Origin of the sequence: Sphingomonas sp. H160509 (genome assembly GCF_024124765.2) — a bacterium.
In the GTDB taxonomy this organism is placed as follows: Bacteria; Pseudomonadota; Alphaproteobacteria; order Sphingomonadales; family Sphingomonadaceae; genus Sphingomonas.
The window spans coordinates 85,001-106,656 of record NZ_JAMXSR020000002.1 but is presented as its reverse complement, the minus strand read 5'-3'; the positions used below and the strand labels follow the sequence as shown (position 1 = coordinate 106,656).

General features: G+C 60.0%; 17 protein-coding genes, 3 tRNA genes and 2 rRNA genes. 6 read left to right on the top strand and 16 right to left on the bottom strand.

What is annotated here, in order from left to right:
• Window positions 1–80: 80 nt before the first annotated feature.
• A complete protein-coding gene (locus NHF48_RS02120) occupies window positions 81–1,058 on the bottom strand; it encodes an SDR family oxidoreductase (RefSeq protein WP_253070042.1) in 978 nt (325 codons plus the stop codon).
• A gap of 288 nt (window positions 1,059–1,346) precedes the next feature.
• On the bottom strand, window positions 1,347–1,517 hold the full coding sequence (locus NHF48_RS02115) for a hypothetical protein (RefSeq protein ID WP_253070041.1): 171 nt from the start codon (window positions 1,515–1,517) through the stop codon (window positions 1,347–1,349).
• Window positions 1,518–1,755: 238 nt separating this feature from the next.
• On the opposite strand from NHF48_RS02115, the gene NHF48_RS02110 reads away from it, so the two are divergent.
• Complete coding sequence (locus NHF48_RS02110; protein WP_253070040.1) at window positions 1,756–2,073, top strand: hypothetical protein; 318 nt, start codon at window positions 1,756–1,758, stop codon at window positions 2,071–2,073.
• Window positions 2,074–2,203: 130 nt separating this feature from the next.
• On the top strand, window positions 2,204–2,740 hold the full coding sequence (locus tag NHF48_RS02105) for a hypothetical protein (RefSeq protein WP_263816633.1): 537 nt from the start codon (window positions 2,204–2,206) through the stop codon (window positions 2,738–2,740).
• Window positions 2,741–2,762: 22 nt separating this feature from the next.
• Here NHF48_RS02105 and NHF48_RS02100 read toward each other — a convergent pair whose 3' ends face one another.
• From NHF48_RS02100 to NHF48_RS02060, 9 genes are all read right to left on the bottom strand, one after another.
• Complete coding sequence (locus tag NHF48_RS02100; RefSeq protein WP_253070038.1) at window positions 2,763–3,998, bottom strand: integrase; 1,236 nt, start codon at window positions 3,996–3,998, stop codon at window positions 2,763–2,765.
• A gap of 542 nt (window positions 3,999–4,540) precedes the next feature.
• Entirely contained in the window at window positions 4,541–4,732 is a 192-nt protein-coding gene (locus NHF48_RS02095; RefSeq protein ID WP_263816632.1) for a hypothetical protein, read from the bottom strand.
• A 48-nt stretch (window positions 4,733–4,780) separates the two neighbouring features.
• Window positions 4,781–5,125: a hypothetical protein gene (locus NHF48_RS02090; RefSeq protein ID WP_253070035.1), complete on the bottom strand. Its 345-nt coding sequence runs from the start codon at window positions 5,123–5,125 to the stop codon at window positions 4,781–4,783.
• Window positions 5,126–5,234: 109 nt separating this feature from the next.
• Entirely contained in the window at window positions 5,235–5,861 is a 627-nt protein-coding gene (locus NHF48_RS02085; protein ID WP_253070034.1) for a hypothetical protein, read from the bottom strand.
• A gap of 1 nt (window position 5,862) precedes the next feature.
• Entirely contained in the window at window positions 5,863–6,360 is a 498-nt protein-coding gene (locus NHF48_RS02080; RefSeq protein ID WP_253070033.1) for a hypothetical protein, read from the bottom strand.
• Window positions 6,361–6,771: 411 nt separating this feature from the next.
• Window positions 6,772–7,056: a hypothetical protein gene (locus tag NHF48_RS02075; RefSeq protein WP_263816631.1), complete on the bottom strand. Its 285-nt coding sequence runs from the start codon at window positions 7,054–7,056 to the stop codon at window positions 6,772–6,774.
• A gap of 41 nt (window positions 7,057–7,097) precedes the next feature.
• Window positions 7,098–7,334: a hypothetical protein gene (locus NHF48_RS02070; protein ID WP_253070032.1), complete on the bottom strand. Its 237-nt coding sequence runs from the start codon at window positions 7,332–7,334 to the stop codon at window positions 7,098–7,100.
• A 270-nt stretch (window positions 7,335–7,604) separates the two neighbouring features.
• Entirely contained in the window at window positions 7,605–8,540 is a 936-nt protein-coding gene (locus NHF48_RS02065; RefSeq protein WP_253070031.1) for a hypothetical protein, read from the bottom strand.
• A gap of 118 nt (window positions 8,541–8,658) precedes the next feature.
• Window positions 8,659–11,262 (bottom strand): MobA/MobL family protein, encoded by a 2,604-nt coding sequence (locus NHF48_RS02060; protein ID WP_253070030.1) that lies wholly within the window; start codon window positions 11,260–11,262, stop codon window positions 8,659–8,661.
• A gap of 468 nt (window positions 11,263–11,730) precedes the next feature.
• On the opposite strand from NHF48_RS02060, the gene NHF48_RS02055 reads away from it, so the two are divergent.
• From NHF48_RS02055 to NHF48_RS02040, 4 genes are all read left to right on the top strand, one after another.
• Window positions 11,731–12,633: a hypothetical protein gene (locus NHF48_RS02055; protein WP_253070029.1), complete on the top strand. Its 903-nt coding sequence runs from the start codon at window positions 11,731–11,733 to the stop codon at window positions 12,631–12,633.
• 223 nt (window positions 12,634–12,856) lie between these two features.
• Window positions 12,857–13,678 (top strand): SAM-dependent methyltransferase, encoded by an 822-nt coding sequence (locus NHF48_RS02050; RefSeq protein WP_263816630.1) that lies wholly within the window; start codon window positions 12,857–12,859, stop codon window positions 13,676–13,678.
• Window positions 13,679–14,427: 749 nt separating this feature from the next.
• Entirely contained in the window at window positions 14,428–15,657 is a 1,230-nt protein-coding gene (locus NHF48_RS02045) for a hypothetical protein (RefSeq protein WP_253070027.1), read from the top strand.
• Between the two features lie 267 nt (window positions 15,658–15,924).
• Window positions 15,925–17,475, top strand: a complete 1,551-nt coding sequence (locus NHF48_RS02040) for a recombinase family protein (protein WP_342454546.1) — start codon at window positions 15,925–15,927, stop codon at window positions 17,473–17,475.
• Between the two features lie 74 nt (window positions 17,476–17,549).
• On the opposite strand, the gene NHF48_RS02035 is transcribed toward NHF48_RS02040, so the two are convergent.
• The 5 genes from NHF48_RS02035 to NHF48_RS02015 all read right to left on the bottom strand — a co-directional run bounded on the left by NHF48_RS02035 (window position 17,550) and on the right by NHF48_RS02015 (window position 21,523).
• Window positions 17,550–17,626 (bottom strand) — tRNA-Met (locus tag NHF48_RS02035).
• 126 nt (window positions 17,627–17,752) lie between these two features.
• Window positions 17,753–17,867, bottom strand: a 5S ribosomal RNA gene (rrf, locus tag NHF48_RS02030).
• Window positions 17,868–18,091: 224 nt separating this feature from the next.
• Window positions 18,092–20,891: ribosomal RNA gene (locus tag NHF48_RS02025) — 23S ribosomal RNA — on the bottom strand.
• A 464-nt stretch (window positions 20,892–21,355) separates the two neighbouring features.
• Window positions 21,356–21,431 (bottom strand) — tRNA-Ala (locus NHF48_RS02020).
• Window positions 21,432–21,446: 15 nt separating this feature from the next.
• A tRNA-Ile gene (locus NHF48_RS02015) sits at window positions 21,447–21,523 on the bottom strand.
• Window positions 21,524–21,656: the final 133 nt, after the last annotated feature.

Here is a 21,656-nt window from a genome sequence, read left to right as displayed (position 1 = left end):
AAACCAGCCGGTATTTGCAACCACAGCGTCCGTTCGTACCCGTATGCCCGAGCGCACCGCGAGGTAGCGATCGTCCTCAATCACCGACGACGGCCGAGCCAGACACCGACCCCCGCAAGGCCAAGAACCGCCATACCGCCTGCCGCGGCTGCCACCTTGCGCCCCCGGTGTGGATCGCGCCGGCCACCATCTGGACCGGCGGGGACGCCAGGTTCGAACAACACCCCATCGTTATCGTTGCCGTCGGCCGCACGGGCCGACCAGGAGTCGAGAAAGCCACTCATGATCGCCGCCCGCAGATTCGGCGCCGCGAACTCGCCGAGTTTGAATGCGATTGCCGGCGCGCCGACCGCGGTAAGGTTACGAGGGTGCGTGGCGAGCCGCACGACTGCCTTCGCGACCGTCTCCGGTGCGAGCGAACCGGGGGGAAGCGAAAGCCGGGCACCGGTATAGTTGCCAGCATGGTCCACGCCGGGCGTATCGACGAAGGTTGGGCAGACGTCGCATATGTGAATGTGCGGGCGCTTCGACACCTCACCGCGCAACGCCGCGCTGAACCCGCGCAACCCGAACTTGCTCGCCGAATAGGCCGCGGCATAAGGCGTTGCAACAAAACCGCCGGCTGAGATCATGTTTACCCAAATGCCGTGATCCTGCGCGAGGAAGATCGGCAGTACGGCATGGACGTCGTTCATATGGGCGACGAGGTTCACGTCGACGACGCGGGCATGATCCGCAATCGGGACGTCTTCGTATCGCCCAAGCACACCGACACCCTCGCAGCTGAACCACAGATCAATGCCACCGAGCAGATCGCGCGCGTCGGCAGCGAACACGGCCACGGCGCCTGCGTCGGTGCAGTCGACTGGACGGACGATTGCGCTGCCGCCAGCTTCGACGCAGCGCTGCGCGACGTCGTCCAGCCCTTCTTTGCCGCGAGACCCCAGGACAAGCCGCGCTCCCGCTTTTGCGAAAGCCACCGCCGTTGCCGCGCCGATACCGCTCGATGCACCGGTGATTATTATGCGGCGCCCGGCTAGATTACGATCAGCGCTCATCGGACGATGCTCAAGTCGGCTACCTCAATTACGGGAAGACAACGCGGTCGCGTTAGACGAACTGTCCTATCATCATGCATAGACACTCAACGTCTCGGAGGCGCAGGGGTGTCCACCCGAGACAGCACGATGTGCCTCGGGGATCGCTACAGGGATGATCAGTTCGGATTAGTATGCGGTTCCTTGGGGCCATCGTTCAACGATCTCACCTGCGCCTCGCGGGTTGGGTTTCCACTACCGCCGTGCGGAACTGGCACGTCGATAGGGCTGTTCGGCGTTGCACCACCGCTAAGCTTTCCCGATCCGCTCAAGACATCCGCGGCATCGGCACCGCCTAGACCCCCCGCCGCCCGGCGTTTCGGTCATCTGCGCATCGTCTAAAACGGTCGCCGCGCTATCGGCGTCGTTCGGCTCCGGCTTCATGTCGTCAGGTGCAATGTTCGGTTGTTCGGTTGCCATGTCGATCTCCTTTGCTCGCTCTAGAACCTTCCAAGCGAGGCTAGTTTCCGATCAACTCAACGATTTAACTACTTGTTGTCAGGAGACAGGAACCCCGAGAACACTGTCTCGGCTCACTCGGTCCGATGGCCAAGTCATCCAGCATCACCTGGGAGGACCGGAGGCAATTCTGCCGCTACGCCCTCATGAATATGTTGGAAAATCTAGGCGTTCTGAACATCGTCACAGGGAGAGCATGATGTCCGATACGTTCAAACCAACTGCGAAAATCGCCGCCAATGCCAAGAAGGGACTAAAGTTGCGCGACGATTTCGGGCGAGGCGGTACGGACGTCGGGGTTCGTCGTGCCGAGCAACTGGCAGCGCAGGACATTGTGACCGCCGAGGATGTGAAGTCGATGCACAGCTACTTCGCGCGTCACGAGGTCGACAAAGACGGCAAAACGCACGAGTGGGGATCGGACACTGATCCGTCCGCGGGCTACATCGCTTGGCTTCTTTGGGGAGGCGATGAGGGAAAGGAATGGGCCGATCGACACGTTGAGAAGCTCGACTAAAAGGCTGTCGGAGCGGAAGATCGCGATAACGATCAGCATTCGATCACGGTTCATCACCACTTTTAACGCGGATTGCCGGCCCCGATGCCGTTGGCGCTCCTCACTCCTGTAATTGATCGGCGCCTGTCAGATGTACGTTCTCCTGTTCGCTGCGGCCGCAGCTCTAGTGCAATCTCCGGTTGCCGGATCCGTGGTGAAGCCGGGCACGATAGCGATCGTTGCTGCTGACAGTCCGACCACGTCTCCCACTATCACGAAAACGTTCACGGACGCCGTTCAGCGCACCCTCCTTCGAACATCTTTCCTGCCCCTGCCCGACGCAAACCACAGCCTTTACGTCGCCAAGGTTGAGGTATCGCAGACACAGCGCGGCGTCGTCCGGTCCGGCAACGACCGATCAGACCGACCGGGCATGGCAGCGGGCCTTCGAGGCCTGTCGCTGACTTTGCCTTCGGGAAAGGATCAATTGCGCGGTCTGATCGTAACCCGTCTCCAGGTGACGGTATCGCTGCGGCGCGACAATCACGTCGTGTGGACGGGGCAGGCGACGACGGTGCGCGCTAGTGGCACACGAACGGGCGATCCCTCGGTTGTTGCAGCAACCCTGTCTGATGCCCTCCTGACGTGGTTTCCCCGGCAGCTGCCGGGACCGCTGTCTGTCCCGTAAGACGCACCGGGTAAGGCGATTATCAGCCTCTGATCTTCGACAACACGCGCGCTGCAACATTGCTCCTGGCGGCAAGCTTCCGCCCATAGCGTAGTGCCGTCGACGGCGACGACCAACGGAGTGCCTGAGCAATGCCAACGCCGTCCTCGCCGGCGGCAAACAGATCCTGCGTAAGCCCAACGCGCAGGGAGTGGCTCGACAAGGCGCGCGCCGCCTCCTCGACCTTGGCGATCGGCATCTCCACCAGCCCCTGATCGAATGCGCTCAATGCCACCCGCCGATAGATTCCGTTGACGCCCTGACGACTAAGCGGGGCCGTCCCGACGGTATAGACGGTGCGCGCGGGCTCGGCCTTCTTGCCACGGAGCCTCTCCTGCCAGTGCCGCGTGTGCCCCGGGATCGCCTCGTACGCCATCGGCGGAACCGCCGCGCGCAGCCGACGCCGATCGACCCCCACGCGGCGAAAGACTGGCCCTTCGGTGATGGCGCTCGCTACCAGCCAGGCGCCGACCCGGCGCATCGTGTCGGCGGACAGCCAGCCCCAGGCCCCCTGCCCTTCCTGATCGGTCTTGGACGACGGGATGAACAGGAGCGCCGAGCCATCACTGTGCGGATCGATGTGCGCGACGGTGACCGCGACGAGCTCGCTGACGCGCAATCCAGCGTCATAGCCGAGCGACAGCAGTGCGGCATCGCGCAGCCCCTGCAGGTCGCTGCCACAGGCACCGAGCAGCGCCGTCAGCGTGAAACCCTTGGTATGCGGATCAAGGGAGGCCCCGAAGCGTAACGGGGCCGCCTGGCGTTGGGCCGCGCCACGACGCCGGCGCAGGCCCTTGAGGGCGGCGCGGACCATGACGTGGCTCGTGGGCGCATGCCCCCTCTCCTGCAGGCCTGACAGGCCGTGTGCCGTCGCGAGACTGGCAACCCGCCGGGCGACCGTGGCGGGCTTGGCGCCCCGCGCCTCGAGCATGGCGATGTAGCGGACCAGGTTTTCGGGCTCGGCGGGCAGCGGGGCGACACGAATGTCCTCACACCACCGCAGATAGCAGGCCAGGTCCGACGCCAGCGCCGCCTTGCTCGCCGCTGCCATAGCGCCAAGTTGCGCGGCGAAGCCGATCTCGCTGACGGGGAGACCTTCAGCCGGCAGCGCAAGACCCAGCAACCGGGTAACGCGGACATCGATCGGCTCAACCAGGCCTCGCCGCGCGCGGATCGGCAGCCCCTCCCCGTCGGTACGATGGACGACGATCTCGCTCATACCGCACCTGCCCGCTGGTCCGTTTTACCCTGCATTCCGGCTAAGTAGCACATCGCTGTAATTACCATAATGTCCGATTATGGTAAGTGCTTCGGCGCTCTTTAAAAACCAAGCAAACAGAGTAGGTGTCGTCCGCATTGAGCATCGAGATCACTACGAAATCCAAGTTTGAGGCGGGGCGTTAGTAATGCCGCCCCGCCCGCATTTCGGTACCTATTGACCGGCTCGTGCTTTGCAACAGGCTCGAACCACATCAGCTGCGGCTCGCTCAAGCCCAGCCGCACGATCGGTCCACCGGTCGAACGGTGCGATGAGCGACACCCAGATCCCATCGGGGCCGACCGTGAGGAACAGGTCCTGGTGCTGTGGCACGAGGTGGAGTTGCCCGTCCATGTCGCGGAAGAGACTGAGGTCGGGCAAGAGGATCGGCCCGGTGGTCGACCTGAGGGGCGACATCGACCCGCACCGGATCGAGCGTCTCGGGGTAGAAGCCGTGACGCACAAGGAGTGTGTCACGATACTCCGCCGAGCGCAGCAGCGCCTCATCGAAAACGCGGGACGCTGACCGGGGTGGCGGCCAGCACGACGTTGTGGTCGAGGCTCTCGAGGGCGCCGGCGGGCAAGCCGGTGTTGCCGCCGAGCGGGTAGTAGGTTTCGCCGCCGAGCGCGGCGAGGAAATAGTCGAGCAACGCGTTCGACGTGGACGGCAGCGGTTCATGGAGCATGCGGTGCATGACGGTAGACCTTCTTTTCGGCGTGATCCCCGAACCGACTGGTTCGGATCAGGCCCGTTCGCTTTTCATCGCGCTTCCCGGGCTTCGCCTGCCTGTCCTGCCGATCCCTTCCCCTTTCCGCGGTCGCGGCAGCGTGCAGCGATCCCTACCGTTCCATCCGGTCCGATCGCCGAGAAGGGCGTAGCCCCAGCGGTCGAGCAAACGGGCGCTGTCCGCCACGGTGAGCGGGCCAGCTTCGCCACCGACGCCAGGACAATAGGAGTGCATCACGGTCACCAAAGCATGGCCATCGGCGCCAAGCGGCTGCCGCTGCCACCACTGACCGAGCACAGCAGAACTGAGCAGCAGCATGGCGGCGAAGCGGAACACCATGGGTGGATTGCGCGCGATCATCGTCTTTTCTCCATCGGGCTTGTTGCCCCATCGAGATCATCCACCGTCTCGCCACCGGTATCCGGATGCCGGTGGTGCCGATTGCCGGAGGCGCTCGGAACCCTCATCTTCAAGCCTCCGGCCTACGACGCCATGCCTCGCAGAAGTCGAGCCATCGCTCGGCCCAAGCGCCATGCTCGCTTTCGGCAAGGTCCGGATGCAGCTGAGCCCATCCGCACGCATGATGGATACGGCTGAACACGACAATGTGAGCGTGCGGCGCTTCCGCGGCGAGTTGATCACCGGGCGCGTGCAGCACGGCAAGGCTGGTGAGTTGCCTCGCCCGCGCCAGATGCAGCATGGCCCAGGTGGTCACCTTGTCGAACTGATCGTGCAGCGGTTCACCGCAAACGAATGGCAGCGTCAGGACAGCAGCGAGCAGCCGCTGGTGCTCGGGCACCGCCGCGTCATAATCGGCGAACAGACGTTCAAGCGACACCGGGTCTGCGACGCCCGGCGCGAGTAGCAGCCGGTGATCGCGGGCGCTCGTCGGCATACCACAGCGGGTATGCGGGCTGGTCGGTCCGGGCTCGATCGGATTCATCTTGGCGAAGGCAAGCCGCGACAGACTTCGCTCCTGCCCCTTGGAGCGGGGACGTAGTAGAGCGTAACCGAGCCCCGTCACGCCCGGCTGGCGCACATCGAACATCATGTCCGACGCTTCGCTGGGGCTGGCCCAGACCTGGAGCTGGCTCATATCAGCGTTCCACCATCAAGGCCGCAAGCGCGTCGGCGCCGAGCGCGAATCCATCGTCGCGATCCTCGTCGCTGCTCCACGGTGGCACCTCGCAACCGCGCAGCCCTACGCTAAAGAGCGCAAAGACGGTGTCGTCTGGGTGATTGGGGACGAAATGCGCCGGTGCCCCTGCTCCGAGCCACAGCCTGGCAGGCGCCGACCAGAACAAGCGATGTCCATGCAAACCGATCGTGAAGCGGACACTCGCTGCATCGGCGCCATCTGCTCGCGCCACCAGCGCGTCGCAGCCGAACGCCGCCATCACCTCGCCCACGGCGGCGGCATCGCTGCCGTTTGACACGGTGGAGGGCACGAGTACCAGCCGTGCAGTGCGCGCGTGGAGATAGTTGAGGACTCTCGACATCGGCACGTCTAGGTCAGGTTCGAAGCGCAAAGCCGCCAAGCGTGCAACCATGAGCGCTGCCGCAATCGCGGCAGCCTCGTTCGAATAATGGTTCATTGTGTTCGTCTCTCTGGCGAGCAGGCGCGCGGGCTGTTCGCGGCGCCTGTCAGGGATTATTTCACCTTCCGGTTCAACCGAAAGGCTCCCCCCACCCTCTCTTCACTCGTCTCTGGGTTAACGTCATGCCGCTGCCGTGCAGCCGGCTCATCGGCGCATACAGATGGTCTTGGCTCGTAAGCTGGCTCGCCTAGGTTTGGTCTGTTCGCCGGCAGGCAGGCTGAGGCGCTGAACCTTGTCAGTAAGTAGCCGAAGACCTGATTCGAACCGGTTTTGGCCGGGGCGCGGGCGTGCATGTCCAGGCTTTCTTCGTGGCCTAAGACGCGCGCGCCTTCAGTGCAGGTTTCCAATCTTCGGCTCAATTAGCCATCTCATCGACGATTGATTACCCTGCTGGGCGACGCTTTTAGTTCAGGGTTGCCAACCAGGAACGAGCGCCATGAGCCGAAGCGCCTCGATGTGACCAATTGCCTTACAGGCGACCAGAGGTTCCAAATCGGCTGCCGCGAGATGACGCAGTTCAGGCTGAGCGAAGGGTGGCGTCTTTAAAGTCGCCAAACATTCGATGATTTCGATGATGGTCCAGCTACGGACATCCACCTCAATCACGCGTCGCTGCTCAAAGGTCCAGATCGTTTCGCTGTCGGTCAGCACACTTCCGTTCAGACCGGACGATCGCAGCCACAAGCCGCGCACGGTCGTCCAGTGAGGCGGTAGGACAAGCCGACGGCCACCTCTCACAATGTCACCTGAGCGATCTGGCGGCGCGCGCATGCACAGTCCATCTCCGCTAGCGCCGCTAGATATGCGACCTCCGTGATGGTCATGCGCCACTCGACCTGCTCGCCGCCGCAGGCCGTTTGTGCGATCCTTCGATCGGCCAGTGACGAGATAAATCCATCGAGCCGGGCGACGATACCGCGCAAACCTGCCCAATACTCGTGCGCTGCCCGCACGTTGTTGAGACCGTCCATATGTCCTCCGCGTCGCGGGGGCCCAGGCGAACTGCTTTTTTGCTCCTTCCCATCACGACCCGACGCTCCTCAGGCTTCAACTTCGTATCAGGGATCTTTTGGGTAGTAGGACAATCACGACAGAGACATTGGCTGGACTTGATATTTCTAATCAGGCATTGACGGTGTCAGCGCCCGCGATCGCGAGGTCTACCAATACCAGAACTCGGCATTTCTGCCTCGACCTGATCTGCGATGAGTATTCGGTTCCATTGAAGATTGGACTTAAATTTATCGTTTGCTGACGATGGCCGCGCAACGGCGTTGAGCATTTGCCATCCACCGGGAATGTCCCGTAACGCGCAAAAAGCTTTCCCAGACCGCTGCAGAACTGAAGCCGATATTGATGCAATCGTCGCTTCGCACGATCGCACCAAGACCTGCCCCAAGGTAATGCAATGGCATTGCGGCCGCTTCATCGAGAAGATCGCGCTGCGGGCTTGGCAACGCCCGATACTGCGGTGACTCTCGGTGGGCGGCTAACTGATTGGAGAGCCAAGGTTCAGGAAAGAGTGCCTCTTCAACGGCCGAGTGAGTGCGCCCGACAGGTTTGCTATTTGGAAGCATCGCTTGCGCACGCGCCGACGTCGTCGGCGTTGCTCGGCCGTCTACAGGACGACCTGCGATGTCAAGCAATGCACCGTTCTGAAATTTTACTGGCATCGGAGGGGCCGCTCGATCAACCGTCCGAGTTTTAGCGATATCGCGGGCACGCTCTGTGGATGACTTTACGCGAATTTCGCCTTTCGCCGGCGTTTTCGGCATATGGCTGTCGTCTGCTTTCGAGCAGATCCCGTCCTCGCTCCCAGTCTCTTCAGTCTCCAACTGCTTCTCCCCGCGGGGCAGCGTCTCCTGATCCGCGACAGAAGCGGGATCCATCGCGATGACCGGCGAAATTGGACGGCGTTTCGGACGCCGTGGGATGCGATCGTCTGTTAGCTTTGGCGCTGGCTCAGTGTGATCAACGGCGCTCGCTTGCTTAGCCGAACTATTCGGAGAAGCTTCATCTGACGAACGGGTCAGTGGATTGTCCGACGGGGGACCGTTAATGCGCGCGGGTGTGTCTGGCTCATTCTGGAGCGCGGCTTTAGTCGCAACGTTGTCGGGACCGATTAGTTCAACCGCATCGCCCGAGATCGGTTTTATGCGAGCGGCAGAAGCCGACATCGGCTTGTCAGTGGTATTCGGCAGTTTTGGCGACGCAGTAAAATCGATGTTTTCAGATTCTTGGACGGGACGATCATGGATCCTCGCCTCGTTTTCGACTTGATCATTCTCGCTTAATTCAACCTCTGGGAGTTGGCTTATGGCGATATCCTTCCCCCCTCGTATCTGGAGCTTCCATGGCAGGGGCCTGGACGTCCGCCCCAGAAATCGATCCCGGTCCACCATCGTCTTCGCCGCTCAAACGTGGGTAGAAGTTTGCTGCGCCCAGTGCGGCCCTGACATCCTCGTCAAGATTCCAACTGGCGGTAATCGGGGCCGTAGTTTCCACAGACTTGGTCTCTGCAGATGTCGGTTGTTTTGCGAACAGCCCGGCGTCGTTTGGCCGAAACGTCCGGGTCGCGACTGGGACAACAGCAGCGCTGACTCCGTCTGAACCGGCACGTAGCGGCGAGAGTGCCGACACCAGTTTTACCGTCGAGTGATCCGTTACGGGTTTCATCATCTCGCCGCGTTCTTGCGTCGCATGCGGCTCGCCAATCAGGATTTTCTCGTTCGGCGCATTCCTGTTGACGAAGGCAACGTCAGCGTCGAAGCGGCCTCGCAGAAACAGCGGATGCGCCCCATAACGCCGGTTAAGTGTTGCTATCGCATCGTTGGCTGTTTTCGGGGGCCGTGTCCGGGCTTCAAGTTGGTCAACACCGTGTTTCGCGACGTAGCGGAGCAGGCGCTCAACGCCGTCGGTCTGCGCCAAGATGGCCGCTTCCAGAGCACGGTCTGCACGAAACGCAAAGGCGGGGTTTACGAGCAACTCAAGGTCGAGCGACTTGAGCCCCTTAAACTGCGTGCGCCCGTCCTCACGCCACAGGTGAACAAACGTCGTAGCGTCATCAGCCTGTTGTGGATGCCGGTGGATATATCGGATGAGTTTGTCGAAGTGCCGGTGCGGTGACAGGCGAGTGATATGCCGCGCGGCCAACACCGAGCCGGCAACCCAGGCCTGCTCTAACGCAATCCGGTCGCACAGCTTTTGAGCCCGCGCTTCCAGGCGCTCCATTTCCAAGGTATGGTGTTTCGCTGTGGCTTGATACGGTGCGATGGCCTGCTCAATTTCGTCCATGTGGGCGAGCGCCAGCTGGTGCCTGGCCGCGATCCTGCTCCGCTCTCGAACATCCGCCGATTTCGCCAGCCCGGCACCGATATCCGCAATAAGGCGAGCGCAGTTCTCGGCCAGCCGAACTGCCGCTGACAAAGCCATTTCAAGCTGTAGAGCCACCTCATCAAGTCCATCACGGCCTTCTTCGATATGTTGAAATATGCCAGTGAGCTCGTCTCGCAGCTTTGCCATCGGCACGTCGCCAACACGCGGCTCGACCGCTCGAAAGGCCTTAAGAATTTCGACGTGACGATCACGGCGCTCGCGCGAACGGTTGGCCAGCTCGAGCTTGCGTGCAGACCAGTATGTTTGCGCATTGTCGCGATCTTTCGGCACATCGATGCCCGCCTTCACCAACGCCGAAGCCGCCTTGCCGAGCGACATCATCGGCGCCGCTGCTATGCCCATCTGTTCGTAGGTGCGCGGATCGTACAACCGTCCGGAACGTGCCCGCGTGAGATGGAAGTTACATATGTCGGCAAAACGTTTGCGCAGGGCAACAACGTCTGCGCTGGCACTGGTTTGATGAAACGTGCTTTGCCGACGTTCCTTCGTCCAGCCCGCCAGTTCGCCAGGACGGAGCTTGCGGCCCGAAGCAAGATCAAAGCGACCGTCCGCGCCGCGCCTGCAAATCGCTGGATAGAATATGAAATGAGGATGATGATTGGCGCGGTGGTTGTAGCCATTGGGTCTGTGAAGTGCTGCTGTGAAGGGAAGGCCAAGGGTGTCAAGCTCTGCACCAAACTGTGTGACGATGTCCCTATGCGCGGCGGCATCAAGCTCGGCTGGCAGTGATGCTACGAACTGTTTTTGCACTTGCCCAAAACGTGGTCGAACGAAGTGCAGCCCTCGTGTCTTCAGGTCCGCGCCGTAGGTTGTGCCAAGCTGTCCTGCCCAGTCGAGATCTTCTTGTCGAAGCTCGAGTTCCAGCAACCGGCTGCCATCGCGGACGTAGCAGCGACCTTGATCAATTTGCTCCCCTCTCCTGAGCGCCGCAACAATGTCGATCAGAGCTGCTGGGGCGTTCGGGTCGGCGCTCAGCATCTCCCAATCGCTTTCGCTCATCGTGGTCAGGTTCAATCGCAGGCGCGGCGCACCGGCCTTGCGTTCGACCCTCCAAGCTTCTTCCCAGAACGCGACGCGTTCTACACCAACGTCCGAGATGTTCGAGTGAATGAAGACGACGCGAGAGTCCGGGTCGTTGACTGAATCATCGGCTTGATCACCATCGACGACATAGCGCTCGGAACCTGCTGCCCTCGACAATTCACGGGCCCAGTTGTCGGTAAGATACCGTTCTTGCCCTACGGCAGCATTGACTGAACTACGGCCTGCTGCGGTCACGCCGTCGCTTCTGGAGATCGTCGAAAGGCGCGTGTGAAAACTGGTTGCGCCGTTCGCCACGGTCGGCCGTTCGCCGGCAGCCGGTCGTTGAAGATTGATGGTACCGACCCAACGAGACTTCCGGCTCGTCACGGCTTGGATTCCACGCTCCCGTCCGGGTCTGACTGTCCCGACAAGCGCTTCCCGCTCCTGCCAATCGATACGTCGACGCAGCGCTTCGGTCATATGAGTTATGTCGGCGGGAACGGGCATCTCGGTGTCCAGGATGATGGTGCGACAACCAGCATGCCCGAATGGCGATACGCAGTAATGGGTAACTAACAATCGCCCAAGATATGCTGCCCCTGCCCCGCCTTCCGGAGGCACAGCCAGAGGACCCCTGCGCGCTCGGCGTGCAGGCCGACCCTGCCCCCCGACTTCCGCACGCGGAAATCCGATTATAGCGCAGCGCGCGCAAATAACGGCTTGAGCCGTTGTTTGCAGCTTTGCACAAAAACCTGAACTTCTCACTGTTTTCTCCCCCTCGCGTACACGTGCACGCGAACACACATGTGCGGGTGAGCACGTCATGGGTGAAGGCGCGCACATCCGCGCCTGTGTGAAATGAAGATTTAGGTACCCTGTCCGGGGTTCGGTCAGCCGCCTTAAGACACGGCCAATGACGCACTGTTGCATCATCAGGAGCCAAAGACAATGACCGATAAAACCGATCCCGCCATCACGGATGTGCTCGCTGCTCTCGCCGTCGAACTAGGCATCACGGCCAATCGGCAACCGTGGAGTATGGACCGGATCGCCGCTCTGATCGATATGCCTGCGCGACGTGATCTCGTCACCGAATTGCTGTTCGGCATCCTGCCTGCAACGATCGATGCCGGCCAATGGATTGCCTGGATACAGGGCGACCAGCCGCCAGTCCCGGCCAGTCTGCAGAACCCGGAGAACAGCGCCCGGCCATCCGCACGTGGCGCAGTGCAAGCAGCGACGACCAAGCATCAGTCGGCAATGGATAAAGTCGCCCGTCTGGAAGCGCAGCTGGTGCAGGCGAAGCAGGAACAGGTAGTTGCCCAAGCAGACCGTCAACGTAGTGCAGACCAGCTCCGCGCTGTGGTCGTCTACCGAATCATGGTCGAGATTGGCCGTCAGGCATCCGGTATCGCGCTGGGTCCTCTCTATGCCCTCGCGCGCGCGGTCTCACCCTATCTGCAGCAGGATCTGGCGTTCGAAAACGCACTCGACGATCAGGGGCGTATCCTCCTGAACGAGCGTCGCCAAACCCGCGAACAAGACAGTCGCGAGATGCTCGACCGGCTCGACCGCTACGCAGGCGAGCAGGCGCTCGAACTGAAGCTTCATCGCGCCATGCTGAAGGTGATTCGGGCCTTTCATGACGAGAGGGAGGCCGAGAACGCGGCAGCGCGTGAAGCTGGTCAGAGGTTGCCCACCGTCAGGAAGCGACAGGCGGTACGCCGCACCTCCGAGGCGCAACAGCGCGACGTCCACCCGGCCGCACCGCGGGCAGACGTCATCGATGTTTTCGATGCCTTCGCGAGCCTGCGGTCTGACGCTTCCAATGACAACGACGAGCCCGCGTGAGTTCATTCGTGGGAAGCAAATGCGAGTGGCTGCTCGGCTCAAATTGTCGAGCAGCCGGGATTTTTTCGTCGAACATACGGACATGAATGAGGAGCAAAGACGATGGGCAAGATCAACGACGTTAAGACCACAGCCTCCAGGGTTTCGACACATCCGGTAAGCGGCCTTCGGAAGGCCGCCTCATCCTCCCCGGAAGTTGACGTTCGAACCAAAGCCGTCAGCCATGACGAAACGAGCGGCAAGCAACGACAATAGCGCGTCAGACAGGAAGTACGATCAGTACTATACGCTACCAGATGTCGCCGCCTTTTTCTACGACTGTTTCAAAGAATATTTCGATCCTTCCGAATACAGAATGGTCGAGCCTAGCGCCGGGACGGGATCGTTTTACAAGATATTGCCCAGCGGCAGTATCGCCTTTGATATCGAACCTAAATACCCTGGCATCATTAACGCCAACTTTCTCGACGTTATAATCAAAACTGACCGACCAATTGCAATCATCGGCAATCCGCCTTTTGGCAAGAACTCCAGCACAGCAGTCCGATTCTTCAACCATGCTGCTCGCCAGTCCAGCGTAATTGCGTTCATTCTACCAAGGACGTTCCGGAAGGCATCGATCGTGAACCGGCTTGATCGTTCCTTCCATCTGGTGCGCGAATGGGATGTGCCTGCCGACGCATTCCTGTTCCGGTCCAAGCCGTACGATGTGCCAGCGGTATTCCAGATCTGGCGTCGCAAGCCGGAACTCCGCAAATTGCGCCCAGTCCAGACGCGACACCCCGACTTCAAATTCACGACGAAGGAATGTGCCGATTTCGCAATTCAGCGCGTAGGTGGACAGGCCGGTCGAGTGCATCAGGACTTTTCCAAGAGCCCGTCTGCGCATTATTTCATACAGGGGAACGTCAAGCACGTGATGGAACAACTTGACTTCGCTAGAGTCACTGGCGACGTTGCAGGTAATCCCAGCCTCGCGAAGTCCGAGATCGTCGCACTGTATCGTGACTGGCGAAAGAAAAATCCGAAACTTAACGTTAGCTAGCATGCCATTACCAAACAACTTTAGCAGCTGAAGCTAAGCCTCCTCTCGAGCACTGAATACAACCGGCATTCCAGCGGGAAAGACTTCAGTGGCCGCCAGATCGCGACAGTCGGGAAATCAACCTATTCATTCGGTCGTGTGTCGGAACAGCGTATTCTTATTTCGACCATACATCGATGACGTAAAGTGGCTCGCCAGAACAGAATAACCGGCTTGGGATAGAGAGCGATTGTTCTATCTTTTGACACCCAATGCCTTGCCTACGCTTAAGCGATTACGCTGTCACCGGTCGTACCCTTCGAAAAAGAATTTCGCGCTTCACCATAACATGCGATCACGTTCGACCCTGCGGTGGCACTTTTTTTTTACCCGTCTTGCGTTTGGATGCAGTCCGCCAAGTGCTTTTGGCGCAACTAAGATTTATCGCCTGTAGACATGAGGCGTCTCACGTATTAATGAGCCAGCGCTTCGTTTTGAGATGCGCGAACGAAGCACTAGGTTCATGGTCGCCACCTGGAGCGGCTGCATGCAGGTCGCCGGGGCGCGCTATCAACCCCGCCTTTCCGTCTCCCGCCGCTGCGAGTGCGGGTCAGCAAACGCCCTTCGGGGTTGATCGATACGGTTCCAGGGACCGTATGCACTGACCTGAGTATTCTCTATGAACACATACTTGAACACGGTGCCGTTCGTCGGTCGTCATCGCCCCGCGAGCCTCGTAAACCACGCCCCTCTTCTCCAGCGGCACTCCTTTGAGCCGTATCGAGGATCTGGCCGCTGCCTATATCTCCTCGGTCCTGAACGACCAGCGACAAGAGCCGGTGGCGCCTTCCGCCCTTCGCGCCGACGTCACCTGGAGGAAATACACACTGAAGGTTGCTGTCGAGGGCCGGCAGCGAGACCTTCGCCATCTTTCCGGCGAGCTGCTTCTCAAGCCGCTGGTATTTCCCCGCCACTATCGCCTGCCCGGCAGCATCGGCGTATGGGTAACGCGCATGCTGACGGGCGGAACGACGATCGCCGACGTCGACCAACTACAGAAGGATCTCGTGTTCGACATCGTGCGGCACACGGTAAACCTGCAGGCACTTCGCGCCTCGTCTGCCATCGGCTGGCGGCTTCTCCTTCGAGGCGATCTTGCCGGCCTCTACCTGCTGGCACCTGACTCACCCGACCAGCGAACGCTTCTCCGCGCAGTCGTACGCGACCACGCACTGCTCCTCGGTGTCGTCCGCGCCCGACTCCTCGCCGAGTATCTACGACGCCTTGCGACCGAGCCGATGGGTCCGCGCTTCGTCGATGACGATCCAGCTTGGGCGAGGCAAGGCACCCTTCTTATTGATCGGCTCGTCAAACCCTCTAGACGCCTAGACCAGTTTCTCGGCATGGCAGGGGGCGGCTCGGGTAGAAAAACGCTGGATCGCGCGATCGCCAGCGGCCGGCTCGCCTATGATCATCGGCTCCTTTCGATGGCACGCCGCATCTACCAACGCATCGGTCCCGCCGCGTTCGACGCCACAGCGAATCCGCGCATAGCTGCAAGCATCCAGACCGAGATCGCGCCGCTGACCGCCATCACCCCGAAGATGCTTCGCACCGATGGGATGGGTAAGGAGAGCTTCGCGCAGGCACAGCTCGGACTGTCGGTTCCCGAGGCCGTTACCGTCCTGGCCATGAACCTTATCGCCCTGCCCGGCCGACTGGATGCGGCACTCCACGCCATCGACGAAGGACAGCAGGTGTCGATGGCGGCGCCGACACCGCCTGCCTTGCCTGGCACCGCCAACCGCGTGCGCCGGACTGCCACCGCGCTGAAGGCGATCAGCCTTTGCGACCGGCATATCGGCGATACGAGTACCGACCCCGACAACAAGGCGGGCAGAAAACTGCATCAGCGGGTCATTAAGCTCTTGGCAGACTCGAAGCCGCCGCACGGTGCGGCCCTGCTTCAGATCTCGCCCGCGGAGTGGCTGCGGCGATGATCGCCGCAGCAGTTTTAGGTACCCTGTCCGCTCATCGTCCGAGCCTTCATCCCATCATGGATGAGACCCGCTGCCACTCCTGCTCCCGCCAACCCATCGCACGCTGCCAATCCAGCCTTCGCCATCGGCATGACAAAGCTCGTCCGACTGATGGCGAGGCAGGCGGCAGCCGAACATTATGCACGCTGCGCATCCGCCTCGCAGGCAACCAATGATCCCGACACACCCGCTCCTTAATGTACTCCTGACACAAGGTGCTCCTCCGCCATGCTGATGCGCCCTGCCCCCCGCATCGTCCTCTACGGGCGCCACTCGACCGCGATGCAAACGGCTACGTCGAGTATTGATCAGACAGAATCGTGCATGAAGCTTGTCGCCTATGTTGGCGGCGCGGTGATAGCGACCTATCACGACCCCGAGCAGTCCGGCTATCGCCGTGATCGGCCCGGCCTGAGGAAACTGCTGGCGGACATCGAGTCGGGAACAGTCGACTTGATCGTCTGCGAAGCGCTCGACAGGCTTGCGCGAGACGCGGAGGATGTGGCGTGGCTCGGCAAGAAGTTGGCATACCACCGGGTGCAGTTGCACACGGTGAGCGAGGGGCATGTCGACGAGATCAAGTTCGCCGTCGCCGGGCTGCTGGGCGCGATCTTCCTCAAGCACCTCATTGACAAGACCTTGCGCGGCATGGAGGCAGCGGTGCTTGCGGGACGGTGTGCCGGCGGTCGCTCCTATGACTACAAGCGGGTCATCCGCCTCGACGACCGCGGCGAGCGCGTTCGCGGCCTGCTGGAGGTCGACAAGGCACAGGCCGCAATCGTCGAGCGGATCTTTACCGAGTTCGCGGCCGGAGCGTCTTCCATCCAGATTGCGACCAGGCTGAATGCCGACGGCGTGCCCGGTCCGCGCGGCGGGCAATGGAATGCCTCGACGGTCCGCGGCGACCCGAAAAAGGCGACCGGCATTCTCAACAACCCGCTTTATGTCGGCCGGCTGGTATGGGGACGCCGGCAATGGCGTCGCAACCCGGACAGCGAGAAGCGCGAGCGACGCTATCGCCTACGCGAACATTCAGAATGGATCGAGGTCGCCGTACCTGATCTGCGCATCGTCGATGACGCACAGTGGAGCGCGGTTCAGACCCAGATCGAGCACCGTTCGCGTCCCAGCACCGGTGTTCCGGTCGCCCGTCAGAACCGCAGGAAGCACTTGCTGTCGGGACTCATCCGCTGCAGCTGCTGCGGGTCGGGCTACACTATATCGGGCAAGGACTATTATCGCTGCGCCGGCCAGAAGGAGCGCGGCACCTGCTCGAACACGGTCTCGGTACGCAAGGGCCCCCTCGAAACGGCGACCCTCTCGATTCTCCAACACCAGTTGCTGACCGAGGATCATGCTCGGCTGTTCGCCGAGGAGTTCCAGCGGGAGCTGGCACGGCTGACGAGCACGTCCGCGAGGCAGGATCAATCGATCATCGACCGCCTCGCCGTAGTCACCCGCGAGATCGACACGCTGGCCGCCAACATGCTGGCCGCGGTGGCGAGCCCCGCCCTGCTGAAGCTCCTTGGCGACCGCGAGGCCGAGAAAGCGCGCCTTGAAGGACAGTTGAATACGCCAACGGCGGTCGCGCCCCTCCGCGACGATTCTGTCGCGTCCGGCAGTGCAGCAACTGTTCAAGGAGAAGGTCGGCCGCTTGCGCGAGGCGCTCGATGCCGAGACGGTCCGCGGCGGAGCCGCAGAAATCCTGTCGACGCTTATCGAAAGCGTGACGATCTACCCGGACGGCACGGATGGCCCGGAGGCGGAGGTCGTCGCTAAGGTCGCAGACCTCGTCGCCTTTGCCACAAACGACAACGCCGCCCGTAAGGGCGGCATGTCGAGTTCTATAGTGGTGGTTGCGGGGACAGGATTTGAACCTGTGACCTTCAGGTTATGAGCCTGACGAGCTACCGGGCTGCTCCACCCCGCGCCGAGATCCCATCGAAGTGGTACTTCGATGGGGCCCGAGTGTCCGCGTTGTGCGGAACTGAGTGTATGAGAAATTGTGAATGGGTTTTGGATATGGTGTGTGTTTGCATGTTGCACGGGCTTCAATGCCTGGCGACGACCTACTCTTCCATCGCTTGAGCGATAGTACCATTGGCGCAGTCGGGTTTCACGGCCGAGTTCGGAATGGGATCGGGTGGGACACCGACGCTATAGCCACCAGGCAATGGAGCCGGTGCGACATGCGTTTGCGTTCATATCTGGGTCCCTCAAAGTTTCGCATTGCTGCGAAGCTTGAGGGTTTTAAAATCGATACCGTGCAAGGTTTGTAGTGGTATTCGACCAATCCCTCGACGGCGAGGGGATTGGCAATCTGGCGTCGTCTTAATCATCCGCACTATCGAATGGCTAGCTGGTTGCCCAGTGTTGTCATTGATGGTGTGAGACTCTCAAGCGCGAATAGAGCAATTAGTATCGGTTAGCTCCATGCGTTACCGCACTTCTACATCCGATCTATCAACGTCGTGGTCTCCGACGGCTCTATGAAATCTTATCTCGAGGGAGGCTTCCCGCTTAGATGCTTTCAGCGGTTATCCCGTCCATACATAGCTACCCAGCTGCGCTCCTGGCGGAACGACTGGTACACCAGAGGTATGTTCAACCCGGTCCTCTCGTACTAGGGTCAACTCCTCTCAAATTTCGACGCCCACGGCAGATAGGGACCAAACTGTCTCGCGACGTTCTGAACCCAGCTCACGTACCACTTTAATTGGCGAACAGCCAAACCCTTGGGACCTGCTCCAGCCCCAGGATGTGATGAGCCGACATCGAGGTGCCAAACAACCCCGTCGATATGAGCTCTTGGGGGTTATCAGCCTGTTATCCCCGGCGTACCTTTTATCCGTTGAGCGATGGCCCTTCCACGAGGGACCACCGGATCACTATGACCGACTTTCGTCTCTGCTCGACTTGTCAGTCTCGCAGTCAGGCGGGCTTATGCCATTGCACTCTAACAGACGGTTTCCGACCGTCCTGAGCCCACCATTGCGCGCCTCCGTTACTCTTTAGGAGGCGACCGCCCCAGTCAAACTACCCGCCACAGAGGGTCCCTGTTCCGGCTTACGGAACGAGGTTAGACATCAGAAACAAACAGGGTGGTATTTCACCTATGGCTCCACATCAGCTGGCGCCGATGCTTCAAAGCCTCCCACCTATGCTACACAGTTTCTTCCCTAATGCCACTCTGAAGCTGCAGTAAAGGTGCACGGGGTCTTTCCGTCTAACCGCGGGTACTCCGCATCTTCACGGAGAATTCAATTTCGCTGAGCATGTCCTGGAGACAGTGGGGAAGTCGTTACGCCATTCGTGCAGGTCGGAACTTACCCGACAAGGAATTTCGCTACCTTAGGACCGTTATAGTTACGGCCGCCGTTTACCTGGGCTTCATTTCAGAGCTTGCACCCCTCCACTTAACCTTCAGGCACCGGGCAGGCGTCAGGCCCTATACGTCGTCTTGAAGCCGACTTAGCAGAGCCCTGTGTTTTTGCTAAACAGTCGCTACCCCCTGGCCTGTGCCCCCTCAAAGTGCTTGCGCATAGTGAGGGGCCTCCTTCTTCCGAAGGTACGGAGGCAATTTGCCGAGTTCCTTCAGGACACTTCTCTCAAGCGCCTTGGTATACTCTACCTGACCACCTGTGTCGGTTTCGGGTACGGTCTATACGGTGGGGCTATTTCCTGGAACCATTTCGAAGCCATCCCAATCCGATAAGGGATGACAACACACATGATCCGTCACACACCACCAGGCCCACGAATATTAACGTGGTTCCCATCGACTACCCCCTTCGGGCTCGTCTTAGGGGCCGGCTCACCCTGCGCGGATTAGCCTTGCGCAGGAACCCTTGGTCTTTCGGCGAGAGGGCATCTCACCCTCTTTATCGCTACTCATGTCTGCATTCGCACTTCCGATACCTCCACGACCCATTACCAGATCGCTTCACAGGCTTACGGAACGCTCCGCTACCGCGTACCACATAAGTGGCACACCCTAAGCTTCGGCACGTATCTTGAGCCCCGTTACATCTTCGCCGCAGGACCTCTTGTTTAGACCAGTGAGCTGTTACGCTTTCTTTAAAGGATGGCTGCTTCTAAGCCAACCTCCTGGTTGTTTTGGAAGTCCCACATGCTTTCCCACTTAGATACGATTTGGGGGCCTTAGCTGTAGGTCAGGGCTGTTTCCCTTTTGACGACGGACCTTAGCACCCGCCGTCTGTCTCCCGCATATCACTCTTAGGTATTCGGAGTTTGGTTAGGTTTGGTAGATCTCGCGACCCCCCTAGCCCATCCAGTGCTCTACCCCCCTAAGGTGTTCGTGCGAGGCACTACCTCAATAGTTTTCGCGGAGAACCAGCTATTTCCCGGCTTGATTGGCCTTTCACCCCTAAACACAACTCATCCGGTAACTTTTCAACGTTAATCGGTTCGGACCTCCAGTGCATGTTACTGCACCTTCATCCTGGTCATGCCTAGATCGCCGGGTTTCGGGTCTAATACATCAAACTCTGGCGCCCTATTCAGACTCGCTTTCGCTGCGCCTACACCTATCGGCTTAAGCTTGCTTGATACATTAAGTCACAGACCCATTATGCAAGAGGTACGCTGTCAGGCCATAAAAGCCCTCCAACTGCTTGTAGGCAATCCGTTTCAGGTACTGTTTCACTCCCCTCATCGGGGTGCTTTTCACCTTTCCCTCACGGTACTAGTTCGCTATCGGTCACATACGAGTATTTAGGCTTGGAGGGTGGTCCCCCCATGTTCAGACAGAATTTCACGTGTTCCGCCCTACTCGAGTCCTGAATTCTCACTTTCGTATACGGGGCTGTCACCCGCTATGGCGTCACTTTCCAGAGACTTCTACTAGTTGAAATTCAGGCACTGGCCTGGTCCGCGTTCGCTCGCCACTACTAACGGAATCTCGGTTGATGTCTTTTCCTCCAGCTACTGAGATGTTTCAGTTCGCCGGGTTCGCTTCACGAAGCCTATGTATTCAGCTAAGTGATACCTAACCTAATTAACTCTACCCCAGCATTGCTGCTCAAGTAGAATTAATCGGGATAGGTGGGTTTCCCCATTCGGAAATCGTCGGGTCAAAGCTTGCTCACAGCTCACCGACGCTTATCGCAGCGTGCCACGTCCTTCATCGCCTGTATGTGCCAAGGCATCCACGAATTGCCCTTACCTCACGCTTGAGAGTCCACACCACCAACGACATCACTGGGTGCCTCCGAAGAGGTCACCAACTCGGCAGAGCAGTGCGCGTTGGCCTTTGTCAGGTGCGGATGATTATAATCTCAGCCAGATTATTAGTTATGATGATGTCGATATCTGGAGCCTCGAACCGCTCGTCCAATCCGCGCTGCACAGAAGTGCCTCACGAACCGCCGAAGCAATCCTCGTCTCCAAAATCGAGCACCTCACGGCATCGATTTTAAAAAACCCATTCACAATGTCAAATACGACGGGCGTGCCCGTCAATCACCGTGCTCTCGCACGGCGAACCGTTTCTCTTCATCTCTAGGTTGTGGCTGATGGTGCGTTGCCCGCGAGCCCGTCAGTCGCAGCCAAGCTGCGCCTTGTGGGCGCGCTTCTCTGCGCTGGCCGTTCTTGGATACGTGCACGGCAGCTTTGCTGCCTCGTCTCGTATCCTGCGAAATGGTGGAGCCTATCGGGATCGAACCGATGACCTGATGCTTGCAAAGCAACCGCTCTCCCAGCTGAGCTAAGGCCCCAAACGCACTTGTGTGTGGTGGGCCTAGGTGGATTCGAACCACCGACCTCACCCTTATCAGGGGTGCGCTCTAACCAACTGAGCTACAGGCCCACACCCGCTGCGCCCGTCAGACGCAGCAGAACTGCGCCTAATAGGGCCCCCCATCAAAGTACTACTTTGATGGGACCCAGGGCGCGCTTCGCGCGCTGGCCGAGCTTGCCCACAGCCAAGACAGCGGATGCTG